This is a genomic window from Achromobacter sp. MYb9 (assembly GCF_002975275.1).
GTDB lineage: Bacteria > Pseudomonadota > Gammaproteobacteria > Burkholderiales > Burkholderiaceae_B > Achromobacter.
Genome location: NZ_PCOQ01000011.1, coordinates 35,082 through 49,202 on the forward strand (window position 1 = coordinate 35,082; position 14,121 = coordinate 49,202).

Below are 14,121 nucleotides of genomic sequence, written 5' to 3' on the forward strand. Positions count from 1 at the left end.
CGGGCCTACACGCCCAGGCGGTATACCACCGTGTCCAGGCGGCTGACGCCGGCGCCCTGGAACTTGGGTTCCTTGTCGAGGATGTCCCGGCGGTCGATGATCACCGCGGGCATGACGCCCGCGAAGATCGCCTGGACCTCTTCGTCCACCACCGAGAATGGCGGCCCCGCCATCTCTTCCTGCGGATAGTCCAGCGTGATCAGCAGGCCCCGGCACGCGGGCGACAACTGCCCGTAGACGTGGCTTGCATACTGGGCGCGCATGGGCTCGGGCAAGGCAACCAGCGCCGCCCGGTCGTACACGCCCACGCAGTGCGACAGCACTTGCGCATCCAGCTTGAAGATATCGCCGCAGATGATCTCGATGTTGCCCGACACGTAATGCTTGCCGTAGACGGATTCATGCGTGACGGGCCGAAGCTCGTTCTCTTCGAAGAACTGGTCGACCGCAAGCTGGGAGAGTTCGACTCCCAGCACGGAATGGCCCTGTGCCGCCAGCCAGACCATGTCCAGCGACTTTCCGGCGAGCGGAACCAGTACCCGTCCACCCTTCGGTACGGCCAGCGTGGGCCAGTACTTCTGCAAGAGCGGGGTAATCCGGGTCTGATGAAAGTGCGTGCGCCCTTCGCGCCAGCGTTCCAACCAGAATTCTGCGTCCATATCTTGTCTGCTCCTCCTGTATTGCGGTTGCAAGCTCATCGCTTCTACCGGGTCGGCCGGGACCCGGACGCCTTGGCGCACCCAGCGTAACGGGTATCGCCCCCGGCGCGCTTGATGCCGCGCAATCCGGTGCCGGGCATTGTAGTGCCCCGAAACGGGTGACGCCGACGGGCGCGCCCGGTATGCTCTGCTGCAGCATGCCCGTCCCTCAGGAACCGATGCCCGACGCCCAGCACCTCCAGGCCCTGCTCGCCCAGTGCGCGGATAAGCGTGAATCCGCGCTGGCGGAGATCTATCGCCTGGCGTCCCCGCATCTGTTTGCCCTTGCCCGACGTATGTTGAGAGACCAGGCTGCCGCGGAAGACGTGTTGCAAGAGTGCTTCGTATCGATCTGGCGTGAGGCCGGGCAGTACCAGGCCGCGCAAAGCCAGCCAATGACATGGATGACCCGGATCGTCAGGAACCGGTGCATCGACCGCCTGCGGCGTCCCGGCATCGAGGTTCCGGATCCGGACGATGCGCTGACGCTGGCGATGGCCGACGACAGCCCTGGTCCGCTTGCCCGCCTGGAAACCAGCCAGGAAGGCCGCCGGCTGGCGGATTGCATGGCGCAACTTGAAGGGCCGCAACGCGTCGCCATCGCCATGGCGTTTTTCGACGATCTGGCGCATCCCGATATCGCGACCCGTCTGGACACGCCGCTGGGAACGATAAAGAGCTGGATACGCCGTGGCATGCAACGGCTGAAAAGGTGTTTGGAATGAACTACCGCCACCCCGAACTGCAGGATCGCCTGGCCGCCGAGTACGTGCTGGGCGGCTTGCGCGCGGGAGCCCGGCGCCGGTTCGTCCAATTGATGCGCGACGACGCCGGCCTGCGCCGGGCCGTGGCCGAATGGGAAGAGCGGTTGCTGCCCCTGGCCTTGGCCCTGCCTCCGGAACCGCCCCCGGCGCACGTCTGGCAGGCGATTTCGGCCCGCATCGCGCCAGCGGCCAGCCCTGCCGCGGCGCCCCCCCGCCCGTCGGCCTGGCGCGGCCTGTCCTGGTGGCGGACGCTATCCGCCGGGCTGGCGGCCGCGGTCATGGTGTTGGCGTTCTTGATGCTCAAACCGCCCACCGCGCCGCAAGACGTCCGCACGCTTGCCGTCCTGTCTGCCGAACAAGCGCCGGGCGCGCTGGTGCTGAACCGGCTGCCGGACAAGCGCCTGTCGGCGCAGCCCATGCAAGACCTGGTGGCGCTGGCCGACGGCCGCGCGCTGGAACTGTGGGCGATCTCGCCCGGGCAGGCGCCGCGTTCGCTGGGCCTGGTGCTACCCGGCCAGACCACCGTACTGACGCCGCGCCTGCCGCCCCTGCCGGGCGATACGGTCGCCGTCACGCTGGAACCGGCGGGTGGCGCGCCCAACGGCATCCCCACGGGGCCGATCGTGCTCAGCGGCAAGGTCATCTGATCCGGGTTTGTACCTAGAAAATAAGCGCATCCAATCGGCAGCCAGCCTCGTATCTCCTCATGACGGCCACACAAAAGGAGATCGTCATGAAATTGCTAGCCTCGATTGCCATCGCCTGCTCTGCCTTGACCCTGTCGCCCACGTATGCCGCCGACGTCATGGTCGGCGGACAGGCGATGATGCCCGCGAAGAACATTGTCGCGAACGCCGTGAATTCCGCGGACCACACCACACTGGTCGCGGCAGTGAAAGCTGCGGGCCTGGTCGATACGCTGCAAGGCAAGGGCCCGTTCACGGTCTTCGCCCCCACCAACGCTGCCTTCGGCAAACTGCCGGCCGGCACAGTCGATACCCTGGTCAAGCCGGAAAACAAGGCAACGCTGACCCAGATCCTGACCTATCACGTCGTGCCCGGAAAGCTGGACTTCGACGCCCTGGCGGCCAAGATCAAGAAGGGCGGCGGCTCGACGGAACTGGCCACCGCCAGCGGCGGCAAGCTGTGGGTGATGATGAACGGCAAGCACAACCTGACCCTGAAGGACGAAAAGGGCGGCGTGTCCACCATCAGCACCTACGATGTCTACCAGTCCAACGGCGTGATCCACGTCATCGATACCGTGCTGATGCCGAAGTAACCGCACCGGCAAACCCGTAGCGCAGGCAGCCCGGCCGTCCCGCCGGGCTTTTTCTTGCCGGCGGCCGCAGTTCCGGTATCGTAGGCACCCATCCCTTCTTCCGAACCACCGCCCTCATGCTTGCGACCCTGCGCCGCCGTTTGACGTCTTTTTTGCTTGGTTCGCCGCTACTTGCGCTGGCTTGTTCCCTGACGCCGTCCGCCGCCTTGGCGCAAACCGCGTCCCAGCTGGACCACGCCTATCAAACCGAACTGCAGGCCGAGAACGAAGCCCTGCGCGCGCGCATCCAGCAGTTGCCGCCCGCCATGCAGGCATTGAACGCGCAGGTTTCCGCGGCATTGCGTGCCGGCGACCGCGCGCAAGCGCTGCGCATCGGCGAAGAGATGGCGCGGCAGGATCCGCGCAATGCGGATGTGTTGCTGTTCCTGGGCAAGCTGCAAAGCCAGCAAGGCAACCCTGCCGCCGCGCAAGCGCTGATCGACCGTTCCATCACGCTGAATCCCGACAGCAAGTGGGCCTACATCAACAAGGCGGGCGTGCAAGCCGAACGTTCCGACCTGCCCAACGCGCTGGCAACCACGTACGAGCTGACCCGGCGCCATCCCGACTGGAGCATCGGCTACAACCTGCAGGCCTCGTTGCTGGACGCCATGGACCGTGAAGCCGAAGCGCTCCAGACCTATCAGAAAGCCGTCGCGGCCAAGCCCGCCAGCGCGCTGATCCTGACCAACATGGGCAACCTTCAACGCCGGCTGGGCCGCTTGAGCGATGCCCGCCGGTCCTACGAAGCGGCGCTGCGCCTGCAGCCCGGATACCCACTGGCCGCGTCCGAACTGGACAGCATGCCAAAATGAGCCCGTCTTGCCTGGAGCCCTGATGACCCGCCGGACCCTGTTGCTTGCCATGGCCAGCCTGCCCCTTGCACCATTGCGCGCCATCGCGGCGCCGGGTCGCGACGCGATCATCCGGCAGGTTTATGAAACACCCTCCGGCACCCTGGCCTTCACCGGCCAACACGCGGCGTTGATGCGCGTGTTGCGCGTGCTGTGGATGCCCGTGGAATCCGGCGCGCCAACCATCGATTTCGAACAACCGCTGCTGGGCGGGCCCGACACGCTGGGCACCGCGCGCAAGATACTCAAGACCACGGACGATGGGCTGGCCATCCGCCGCCTGGCGGAGGTCTGCCGCTTGATCCCGCGCTACGTGGGTTCACTGGGCATGTTGCGGCCGGGGCGCTACGCCGTGCCGGCCGAAATGAAAGAGGCCTTCGACTTCCCGCAAAGCGGCGTGGATGCGCAAGGCGGGTTCACGCTGCGCAACGCGCACCTGACGTTGCTGCGCGCGGCTGCCTGGCGCGAGGTGGACGCGAAATCGCTGCAAGCCGTGCTACGCGAAGGCGAGCGTTTCTGGCCGATGCCATACATCGACGGCAAACGTCCGTATGGCGATGCCAGTTACTACCAGATCGACATGGCCCGCTTGCTGGGCGAGCCGTATCCGCTGGACAGCAAGGGCTATGCGGTGACCGATCCCGCCAAGGACGCCCGGTTGGAACGGCTGCACTATGAAATGCTGGCGGCGCTACAGGTGTTCCTGAACCACTCTGCGGTGACCAAGGCGACGTCATAGCGGACGTCGGCTAGGCGCGATGGAAGAAGCTGCGGATATCGTCCGTGATCGGCACCATCGCCAGCAACGTCAGCAGCAGCGCCAACGGCCAGGTCGAGCCGAAGCCAAAATGAAAGAACGAATACGCGCCCGTCACGCCCCCCACGAAGAACAACGTGACCATCAGGCTCAGCACGGTCAGCTTGCCACGGTCGGCGCGCACGGGCGGCATGGCGTGAGCGTCGCTCTTGGCCACGTTCCAGTAAAAGAGCTTGCCCAGTTCGATGCCGATGTCGGTCACCATGCCCGTCACGTGCGTCGTGCGTATCTCGGAGCGTGACACCTTGGTGATCATGGCGTTTTGCAGGCCCATGATGTAGCACAACAGCATCACGGTGCCCGGCACATAGAACCAGCGCAGCGTCTCCAGATTGGCGCCCAGCAGCCCGAAGGCAAGCAGCAAGACGGCTTCAAGCAACAGCGGCAAGGCATATTCGCTGGACAAGCGCGAGCGCCGGCCGAAATTGATCAGGAAAGCGGAGCCTGCCGCGCCGGCCAGAAAAGAAAGCAATGCCGCCAGGCCCTGCAGCACGACGATCATGCCGCCCAGCGCCATGTGGTCGGCCATCATCGAGACGATGCCCGACATGTGCGAGGTGTATTGCTGAACGGCCAGGAAGCCGCCGGCGTTGACGGCGCCAGCGGTGAAGGTCAGGAAATAGGCAAGATGCCGGTTAGCTTGCGGGCTGCGACTGACAGCCGTCAACCGCCGCAAATACGGTATGGCCACGCTTGCCCCTTCGAAACAAGAACGTTGAACGTCACAGCGAGAACTCACGAAGATTGGCGACGCGTTCAGCCAAGCCCTCGGCCCCCAGATAATGGCCCAGTTTGCCCGCCCGCACGCGGCGCAGGTCTTCTTCGTAGGTATTGGCCATCGAATCGCGCACGTCGGCGTACGCGGTCTGGACGCCTTCTCCGCAGGCCGCGGCGATCAGGCGGGCAGCCTCGGGCGATCCGCAAGCCACGCACCGCGCGACGCCCAGGGCATCGGGAACGGCGCCCTGGGCCAGCAGACGCTGCACCAACTGGGGCGGAGGCTTGCGCTCGATGCGATGGATCGCCGTGGGGCAGACCGGCGCGCCGGCCTCCAGCAACGCGTCGGCCGCCGCGTAGGCATGCTGGATCAGCGCGACCTCGATCGGCGTGGCGCTCCCGCGCAGGGGCCCGTCGAAAACCATGCCCAGCGCAGCCAATTGGCGTACCAGCGCGTCATCATCATGGGCTAGCGCATGCTGCAGGGCCAGGCCGGCCAAATACGCAGACTCAAGCAGCGTGCCGGCGGCCAGCGGACCACGCCAGTCCAGCCGCGCCCGCAGGTAGAACGCCGTCAGCTTATCCGCCAGCGCCTGCGGCATGCCGTGGTCGGATACCCGTTCGTCCAGATACTCCAGCACGCGCACGCCGGGGCTGTCTTCGTCATGTTCCGGGTCGGTCTCCAGGCACAGCGCGGCGAAAGCGGCGTGCAGATTCGGCGCGATGGTCGCAATGCCGTCCTGTTGCAAGGCATGTGTCCAGCCCGGCAAGCCCATTTTCCACGCCACGATGCTGCCGGCATGCGGACCGGGTTCGACCGTCACATAGACCCGGTCGCAATATTCAAAGCCGCCGATCGGCAGATAGCGCAACTTGCCATTCCAGGTTTCCCCGTGTTCGGTCGCCGCCTCTTCAGCACACTCTTGTTCGTGTTCGATCCACCCTTGCAAATCGCGATAGTGGTCGCTGCCGTCATAAAACAGTTCGGCCCAGCTCAGCGCCTCTTCATTGCCGTCCATGTTCGCGCGCAGATCGTAGGCCAGTTCGCCCCCCGCGGTCAGGCGCCACAACGCGCGCAACGCCTCGGGCAAGGGGCCCGCGCAGGCCGTTTCGATTTCTGCAATGCGCGCCTCGGTCAGGGGCGGTTGCACGCCGATCAACACGCGGTCGGCGAACAACGCAATACCGTGTTCGCGCAGCGCGCGAATGTCGTCGGAGGAGAAAAAGTCGCTCATGTGGAATCTTCGGAGTGGCAACTGCGGAGATTCTACTAGCGGGATGCCGCAAAAAGATGGCGGGTCCCCGCCGGGACCCGCCTGGCTTACGCCGCGCCGGATTCGGCGAGCTGCTTGCGTCGGAACTCGCCCTGGCGCACGTGCATCCAACTCGGGTACTCGGGCGGCAGCGCGCTGACCTTGTCCAGCGCGGCCAGCTCATCGTCCGACAGCTTGATGGCAGTGGCCGCCAGGTTGTCGTCCAGCTGATCGACACGCTTGGCGCCGATGATGACGCTGGTCACCGCTTGCTGGTGCAGCAACCAGGCCAACGCGACCTGCGCGACCGACACGCCGCGTGCATCGGCCACCGTTTTCAGTGCGTCGATGCTGTCATAGGCGCGGTCGCGGTCCACCGGCGGGAAATCAAACGCGGCGCGGCGGCTGCCGGCTTCGGCGCTGCCATCACGGCCATACTTGCCGCTGAGCAAACCGCCCGCCAGCGGGCTCCACACCATCAGGCCCACGCCTTCGCTTTGCAGCATGGGCACGATTTCGCGCTCCAGGTCGCGGCCGGCAATCGTGTAATAGGCCTGCAGTGACTCGAACCGCGCCAACCCCAGACGTTCGGCGATGCCCAGCGCCTTCATGATCTGCCAGGCAGCCCAGTTGGATACGCCCACATAGCGCACATGGCCGTGCTGCACCAGGTTGTCCAGCGCGCGCACGGTTTCCTCGACAGGCGTGGCCGGGTCGAAGCCGTGGATCTGGTAGAGGTCGATATGGTCCAGTTGCAGGCGCGACAGGCTTTTCTTGACGCTATCCATGATGTGAAAGCGTGAATTGCCCCGCGCGTTCACGCCGGCGCCCGTCTGGCCGAAGACCTTGGTGGCGATGACGACGTCGTCGCGCGCCACGTTCAAATCACGTAGCGCCTGGCCGGTAATCATCTCGGACCGGCCTTCGGAGTACACGTCGGCCGTGTCGATGAAATTGACGCCCGCGTCCAAGGCGCGGCCGACCAGGCGGTTGGCGTCTTCTTGTTGCAGGCTGCCGATCTTGCTCCACAGTTCGCCTTCGCCGCCGAAGGTCATGGTGCCCAGGCAGAGTTCCGAGACGAACAGGCCGGTGCTGCCAAATTTCTTGTACCGCATGATTGCACTCCTTCAGGGGGCCAGCCGGCCCACGCGCCCCGGGATGGGACGCCGGACGCTTGCTTGCCGGGGTCGACACAGTATGCGTCCGCCCCGCCGCCCATGCGCTGCTTGATCCTGCCCTTTTTTTGCCTGATTCTCTGGCTGCCATGACAGAGAATCAGGCATGCGCCCGATCCTCCAAACTTTTTGCCCATTTCTCCACACCCCAAAATAGCCACTGTCCAGCCCGTGGCTCCGGGGCATACACTGGAGTCTGCTTAATCCTCTGCTCCGCCGGTCGCGTGCGCGGGCGGCACGCCTTCAGGAGCCTCCATGCCTATTACTACCGTTCGACCCGGAGATTTCGTCAGCACCGCCCCGCTGGACATCGCCTACGAACCGGCCCGCCGCGAACTGCTTTGCACGCTGGACCGGATGACGGGCGACCTGGAGGGGTCGCTGGATACCCCCATCGAAGGGCTGTACCTGCATCGCCTGTCGCAACCCACCGGTGCCAAGCCCGGTTTGCAAAAGGCCGCGTTGGCCGTCATTGCCCAGGGTTCCAAGCGCGTGCTGATCGGCGACGAGTCCTATGAATACGATCCCTTCCACTACCTGATCTCGTCCGTGGATCTGCCGGTGGTGGCCAAGGTCTCGGTCGCCAGCCCGACATTGCCCTATCTGGGCCTGCGGCTGGACCTGAATCCGGAAGAGATCGCAGAGCTGATCAGCGACGAGCACCTGCCGCCGCTGCTCCCGGCCGAAGCGTCGCGCGCGCTGTGCGTGAATCCGCTGGGCGGGTCGTTGCTGGATGTGGTGCTTCGACTGTTGCGGCTGCTGGATACCCCGCGCGACATCCCCATCCTGGCGCCCATGGTCAAACGCGAACTGCTATACCGCCTGCTGATGAACGGCCAGGGCGTGGTGCTGCGCCAGACCGTGCTGCAGGACAGCCAGCTGAATCGCGTGGCAAAAGCCATCCGCATCCTGCGCGACAACTACGCCCAGCCGCTGCGCGTGGAAGAGATCGCCCGCGACGTGCACATGAGCGTGTCGTCACTGCATCATCACTTCAAGCAGGCCACCGCGATGAGCCCGCTGCAATACCAGAAACACCTGCGGCTACAAGAGGCGCGCCGCCTGATGCTGAGCGACGACGCCGGGGTGGCGCTGGCCGCGCACGCCGTCGGGTACGAGAGCTCGTCGCAGTTCAGCCGCGAATACAGCCGCCTGTTCGGCACACCGCCGCTGCGCGACAAACAACGCTGGAAAGAGGAAGCGGCCGCCGCGGCCGCCTGATCCCGCAGCCCCCTTCAAGCCGACATACCGCAGGCTTTCCGCTTGGGCGGGTGGCGGGCGTTATATGCTCGCGACTATGCCCAATCTTCAGAACAGCGGACAGTCCATGCACGACTTGAATGATCTCTACTATTTTGTCCAGGTCGTCAGGAATGGCGGCTTCGCGCCAGCCGGACGCGCCCTGGACATTCCCAAGTCCCGGCTCAGCCGTCGTATCGCGCTGTTGGAAGAGCGGTTGGGCGTGCGCCTGATCCAGCGCTCCACCCGCACTTTCGCCGTTACCGAGCTGGGCCAGGAGTATTTCGACCAGTGCCTGTCGATGCTGGCAGGCGCCGAAGCCGCGCAAGACGTCATCGACCGCACCCATGCCGAACCCCAAGGCACGATCCGCATGAGCGCGCCGCCCGCGTTGATCTATTACTTCCTGGGCGACGTCGTGGCGCGCTTCATGGAAAAGTGCCCCAAGGTGCAGGTGTACCTGAAGAGCTTCTCCCGGCCCGTCGACGTGCTGCGCGAAGGGTTCGACCTGGCGGTGCGCGTGCGCTTCGGCCCTATTGAAAGCAGCGACCTGGTGATGAAGCATCTGGGCACCAGTTGCCAAAGCCTGGTGGCCAGCCCGGCGCTGGCGCGCACCCTGCCCGCCAATGCCGACATCAGCCAGATCAGCCAGTTGCCCACGCTGGCGCTCGGCACCGAACAGCGCGAATGCCTGTGGCGCCTGGATGGCCCCGAGGGCGCACGGCAGAACGTGCCGTTCACGCCGCGCCTGGTCACCGACGACATGCTGGCGCTCAAGCAAGCCACGCTGCGCGGCGTGGGCGTGGCTGCCCTGCCCCTGATGATGATCCGCGACGAACTGGACGCCGGCACGCTGGTGCCGGTCGGTGCGCCCTGGTATCCGGAACCTGGCGCCGTGCACGCGGTCTTCCCGTCGCGGCGCGGCCTGCTGCCCGCCGTGCGAGAGCTACTGGATTTCATGAATACGGAGTACCGTGAAAACGCCCGCCTGGAGTCCGACACACAACGGCGCCACGGCATTCCCGTCCTGAAGGGCGGGCACTTATCGTCCGATATATAGAACGCTGAAGCGCGAATATCCTATCTACCGATGCCATTGGCTTGTATTTAGAATTCTGTTCATGCACTCACGTGTTTAACCCCGCGCCGATACCGCGCACCCCGATCTGACGACATCACGGAGCAAACCATGACCAAACCCTATGTGAAGCTGGACAAGAACGAAGCCGCCGTCCTGCTGGTTGACCACCAGGCCGGCCTGCTTTCCCTGGTGCGCGATTTCCAACCCGACCAATTCAAGAACAACGTGCTGGCGCTGGCGGATCTGGCCGAGTATTTCAAGCTGCCCACGATCCTGACCACCAGCTTCGAAGACGGCCCCAACGGCCCGCTGGTCCAGGAACTGAAAGACAAATTCCCCAAGGCCCCTTATATCGCCCGCCCCGGCAACATCAACGCCTGGGACAACGAAGATTTCGTCAAGGCGGTCAAGGCTACCGGCAAGAAGCAGTTGATCATCGCTGGCGTGGTCACCGAAGTGTGCGTGGCCTTCCCCGCCCTGTCGGCCCTGGAAGAAGGCTTTGACGTGTTCGTCGTGACGGATGCCTCGGGTACCTTCAACGAAGTCACCCGCAACGCCGCGTGGAGCCGCATGGAGCAGGCCGGCGCGCAACTGATGTCCTGGTTCGGCGTGGCATGCGAGCTGCACCGCGACTGGCGCAACGACGTCGAAGGCCTGGGCACGCTGTTCGCCAACCACATCCCCGACTATCGCAACCTGATGGCCTCGTACTCGGCCAACCGCGCCGCGAAGTAACGGCGCAAGATGCGGCCGGACGAAAATAATTTCGTCCGGACTGCATCCAAAGCGGCTTCCCCCGTGTAGTACCTGTACCGGCGCGCATCGTGCGCGTCGTCTACTGGCTCTTACACGCCGCTGGAGACCGCTCATGAAGACCCAACGTTCGAATCGCCTTCCCACCGTTGCCGGCCTGTTCGCCGTGTCGCTCCTGGCCGCTTGCGGCTCGATGAGTTCCAAGTCCATGGCCTATTCACAGGCCGCCCTTCCCGCCAGCATCCAGGTGCCCGCCGGCAACAAGGTAGCGTGGGAGACCGTGGGCGTGGGCGAAATCACCTATGAATGCCGCGCCAAGGCCGACATGAAAAGCCAGGCGGAATGGGTCTTCGCGGGTCCCAAGGCGGTGTTGAACGACCGTCAGGGCAAGCAGGTGGGCACCTACTACGGCCCGCCGGCCACCTGGGAAGCCATGGACGGATCCAAACTGACCGGCACCCAACTGGCGGTTGCCCCGTCGGGTGACGGCAACATCCCCTATCAGCTGGTGAAGGCCAATCCCGCCATGGGCGCGGGCGCGCTGACTGGCGTGACGTACATCCAGCGCGTGGCGCTCAAGGGTGGCGTGGCGCCGAAGACGCCCTGCACCCCGGCCATGCTGGGCCAGAAGAGCCAGGTGCAATATCAAGCCGACTACATCTTCTGGAAGGCGAACTAAAGCGCCGCCCGCGCCAGCCCTCCGGCTGGCGCGGGTAGCGCGCAGGGAGTCCGGTAAGATGGCGCCATTCCCACCGTGCGCCCCCTGCCCGCACGGCCGCCCACTTCCCGCTCCCGTTCTCGCATGCCGAACCGCCTGGCCCCGGATTTCGATTACGAAGCTGCCCTGAAGGCGTGTGCGGCCGGCCGTCGGCCCGCGCTGGAAGCCCTTTACCGACAAGAAGGCCCGCGCCTGCTTGGCGTGGCCCAACGACTGCTGCGCGACCGCGCTTGGGCAGAGGACATCGTGCATGACGCTTTTGTCAAGATCTGGAATCAGGCCGGCAGCTTCGATGCCGGCCGCGGTTCAGGACGCGGCTGGGTCTACAGCATCACCCGCAACCTGGCGCTGAACGCGTTGCGCGACACTGCTCGCGAGACGGGCGTCGACGAAGACACCGCCGCTGCGCTGGATGCCCGCGACGCCATCGAAGCGTGGCACGACACACGCGACGCCTTCGACTGGCGCGCCAGTGCCGGCCAGATCGGCCCTTGCCTGGAGCAATTGGAACCCGTGCGCCGCAACTGTGTGTTGCACGCCTATGTGGAAGGGCTGTCGCATAGCGAAATCGCCCAGCGCCTGGGCGCGCCGCTGGGCACCGTCAAGGCCTGGATCAAGCGCAGCCTGCAAGCGCTCAAGGAGTGCCTGGCATGACCGCGCCCCAAGCCACCCCCGATAGCCTGGACGATCTGGCGGGCGAATATGTGCTGGGCACCTTGTCCGCGCAGGCGCGCCGCGAGGTTCAGGCCCGGTTGACGCACGACGCCGCTTTGCGCTCCGCGGTCACCCGCTGGGAAGAACGGCTGCTGCCGCTGACGAATCTGTCCTCGCCCGTCGAACCCTCCGCCAGCCTATGGCCGCGCATCACCCGCACGCTGGACGGCAAGCGCTCCCAACACCAGCCTTCCGCCCCCCGCCGCAGTCCGGGCCTGTGGGATAGCCTGCGCTTCTGGCGTAGCCTGGCGGCCGGTGGCATGGCTGCCGTGCTGATCCTGGGAAGCACGCTCGCGCTACGGCCTGCGACCGTGCCGGGTACGCCGCAATATGTGGTGGTGCTGGTGGCGCCGCAATCGCAGGCGCCGGGCTGGGTGGTGCAAGCGCAGGCGGGTCAAAACACCGTGCAATTGGTGCCGCTGGCCGCGACCGAAGTCCCACCGGACCGCGCCCTGGAATTCTGGACCAAGGCCGACGGGTGGGCCGGCCCTGTGTCGCTGGGCCTGGTCAAGCCCGGCGAGCCCGTTCGCATCCCGCTGGACAAGCTGCCGCCGCTGGAACCCAATCAGCTCTTCGAGCTGACCCTGGAGCCCAAGACCGGTTCGCCCATCGGCAAGCCCACGGGTCCGATTCAATTCATCGGGCGCGCGGTCAAGATGCTGTAGGGAAACGGCCGATGGGGAAACGGCCGATGGGGAATCGTCCGGGCGCGCTGGCCCGGACGCCCGGAAGACCTACTTTTTGCGCAGGAAGGGATACGCCTGCTGCGCCAGAAAGGTGCCCGGCATGTCGTTGTCCAGAATGCCGTAGTTCTCGGGCAAGCGCTTGCCCACCCCGCGCACGGCGGTACCGAAGATGTAGTCGATGAACGAGAAGTGCGCCGCGTAGTTCTTGTCGATCGCTTCCCTGTCCGACGAGTGGTGCCAATGGTGGAAGTCGGGTGTCACGATGATGTAGCGGAGCCATCCCCACGGGAGCTTCACGTTGGAATGGATCAGCACTGCCTGGAAGCCGACGATGATGATGTAGGCGTCCAGCACCGATTTCGAAAAACCCAGCACGAACAGCACGCCCAGCACCGCCACGCGCGTAATCAGCAGCTCCACGATGTGCAGGCGCGAACCCGCCAGCCAATCCAGCGTGCGCGTGCTGTGGTGCACGGCATGGAAGCGCCACATGACGGGCACCTCGTGATAGACCCGGTGCGCGGCATACTGCGCCAGATCCGCCACCAGCACGGCGACGAACAGCTCCAGCAAATACGGCATGGATTGGATCGCGGCCTGCAAGGGCTCGTACGCTGCCCACGAGAACAGGCGGTGAATGAAAAAGTTGATGCACAACAGCACTGCCCCCACCGACAGGTGGTTGAACAGGAAGTGCTTCATGTCCACTTGCCATTCGCCGCGGAACACCGGCTGCCCCGGATACAAGGGCGTCAACTTCTCGAAAATGATGAAGACCGTGCTGGAGGCCAGCAAATCCAGGATGAACCAATCCAGGCCCAGGTACGGGTGATTGCCCGTGTTGGTCGTGGTCACCACGACCTGGCTGCCGCCGGCCGCGACGGCGCAGCAGACCAGCACGAAGGCCGAGATGTTCAGCCAGCGCTGGCGGCCCAGCACCGTGTTGGCCAGCGCGATCGACCCCGACACGAGCAGCGCGCCAAACAGCAGCGTGCGCATGGCATCCACGGAATAGAAGGCGCGCAGTTCCGGCGTGGTCAGATAGGCAGGGAAGTGGAAGGCCAACACACCCAGCACCGCCAGGATGGCCAGGAACAGCGCAATCACGCCGCTCATCATTCCCGTACCCGCATGGATACGTCCGTCCTGCCTAAAGAGTTCAAAGACTTGCCGATAGATGGGCACGCGCTGTTTCATGTCACTTTTATGGCTGACCACGGGGAAGCGAGTGTATCTCCGGGCGGAAACACTCATGTAAAGAAACGTGAGCATGCGAGACAGTTTTGCTAGAGTCACGGCGCGCTTGCGCCGCGTCAATTCCTGGTGGAGGA

General features: G+C 65.0%; 15 protein-coding genes and 1 pseudogene. 11 read left to right on the plus strand and 5 right to left on the minus strand.

Going from position 1 to position 14,121, the window contains the following annotated elements; translation table 11 throughout:
• Positions 1–5: 5 nt before the first annotated feature.
• Positions 6–659, minus strand: coding sequence for a thiopurine S-methyltransferase (locus tag CQ050_RS16980; RefSeq protein ID WP_105558004.1), 654 nt, complete (start codon positions 657–659; stop codon positions 6–8).
• Positions 660–877: 218 nt separating this feature from the next.
• Here CQ050_RS16980 and CQ050_RS16985 point away from each other — a divergent pair, with 218 nt between their 5' ends.
• The 5 genes from CQ050_RS16985 (at position 878) to CQ050_RS17005 (ending at position 4,376) form a co-directional block, all read left to right on the plus strand.
• Positions 878–1,423, plus strand: a complete 546-nt coding sequence (locus tag CQ050_RS16985; protein ID WP_105558005.1) for a sigma-70 family RNA polymerase sigma factor — start codon at positions 878–880, stop codon at positions 1,421–1,423.
• On the plus strand, positions 1,420–2,109 hold the full coding sequence (locus CQ050_RS16990) for an anti-sigma factor domain-containing protein (protein WP_105558006.1): 690 nt from the start codon (positions 1,420–1,422) through the stop codon (positions 2,107–2,109). The genes CQ050_RS16985 and CQ050_RS16990 overlap by 4 nt, the downstream gene beginning before the upstream one ends.
• An 86-nt stretch (positions 2,110–2,195) precedes the next feature.
• Positions 2,196–2,744 carry a fasciclin domain-containing protein gene (locus tag CQ050_RS16995; protein WP_105558007.1) on the plus strand — a complete coding sequence of 183 codons (549 nt, stop codon included), beginning with the start codon at positions 2,196–2,198 and terminating at the stop codon, positions 2,742–2,744.
• Between the two features lie 116 nt (positions 2,745–2,860).
• Positions 2,861–3,598: a tetratricopeptide repeat protein gene (locus CQ050_RS17000; protein WP_105558008.1), complete on the plus strand. Its 738-nt coding sequence runs from the start codon at positions 2,861–2,863 to the stop codon at positions 3,596–3,598.
• Between the two features lie 22 nt (positions 3,599–3,620).
• Positions 3,621–4,376 (plus strand): hypothetical protein, encoded by a 756-nt coding sequence (locus tag CQ050_RS17005; RefSeq protein ID WP_199196848.1) that lies wholly within the window; start codon positions 3,621–3,623, stop codon positions 4,374–4,376.
• A gap of 31 nt (positions 4,377–4,407) precedes the next feature.
• On the opposite strand, the pseudogene CQ050_RS17010 reads toward CQ050_RS17005, so the two are convergent.
• From CQ050_RS17010 to CQ050_RS17020, 3 genes and pseudogenes are all read right to left on the minus strand, one after another.
• A pseudogene (locus CQ050_RS17010) lies at positions 4,408–5,145 on the minus strand (YoaK family protein); the annotation flags it as partial.
• A 31-nt stretch (positions 5,146–5,176) separates the two neighbouring features.
• Positions 5,177–6,406 (minus strand): SMI1/KNR4 family protein, encoded by a 1,230-nt coding sequence (locus CQ050_RS17015; RefSeq protein WP_105558011.1) that lies wholly within the window; start codon positions 6,404–6,406, stop codon positions 5,177–5,179.
• 86 nt (positions 6,407–6,492) lie between these two features.
• On the minus strand, positions 6,493–7,539 hold the full coding sequence (locus tag CQ050_RS17020) for an aldo/keto reductase (RefSeq protein WP_105558012.1): 1,047 nt from the start codon (positions 7,537–7,539) through the stop codon (positions 6,493–6,495).
• 315 nt (positions 7,540–7,854) lie between these two features.
• Between CQ050_RS17020 and CQ050_RS17025 the strand changes: the two genes are divergently transcribed.
• From CQ050_RS17025 to CQ050_RS17050, 6 genes are all read left to right on the plus strand, one after another.
• On the plus strand, positions 7,855–8,820 hold the full coding sequence (locus CQ050_RS17025; protein ID WP_105558013.1) for an AraC family transcriptional regulator: 966 nt from the start codon (positions 7,855–7,857) through the stop codon (positions 8,818–8,820).
• Positions 8,821–8,926: 106 nt separating this feature from the next.
• Positions 8,927–9,898 (plus strand): LysR substrate-binding domain-containing protein, encoded by a 972-nt coding sequence (locus CQ050_RS17030; RefSeq protein ID WP_105558144.1) that lies wholly within the window; start codon positions 8,927–8,929, stop codon positions 9,896–9,898.
• Between the two features lie 129 nt (positions 9,899–10,027).
• A complete protein-coding gene (ycaC, locus tag CQ050_RS17035; RefSeq protein ID WP_105558014.1) occupies positions 10,028–10,654 on the plus strand; it encodes an isochorismate family cysteine hydrolase YcaC in 627 nt (208 codons plus the stop codon).
• Between the two features lie 133 nt (positions 10,655–10,787).
• A complete protein-coding gene (locus tag CQ050_RS17040; RefSeq protein ID WP_105558015.1) occupies positions 10,788–11,351 on the plus strand; it encodes a DUF3455 domain-containing protein in 564 nt (187 codons plus the stop codon).
• A 123-nt stretch (positions 11,352–11,474) separates the two neighbouring features.
• On the plus strand, positions 11,475–12,044 hold the full coding sequence (locus tag CQ050_RS17045; protein WP_105558016.1) for a sigma-70 family RNA polymerase sigma factor: 570 nt from the start codon (positions 11,475–11,477) through the stop codon (positions 12,042–12,044).
• Entirely contained in the window at positions 12,041–12,769 is a 729-nt protein-coding gene (locus CQ050_RS17050) for an anti-sigma factor domain-containing protein (protein ID WP_105558017.1), read from the plus strand. Before CQ050_RS17045 ends, CQ050_RS17050 begins: the two co-directional genes overlap by 4 nt.
• Before the next feature lie 69 nt (positions 12,770–12,838).
• Here CQ050_RS17050 and CQ050_RS17055 read toward each other — a convergent pair whose 3' ends face one another.
• Entirely contained in the window at positions 12,839–13,987 is a 1,149-nt protein-coding gene (locus CQ050_RS17055) for a sterol desaturase family protein (RefSeq protein ID WP_105558018.1), read from the minus strand.
• Positions 13,988–14,121: the final 134 nt, after the last annotated feature.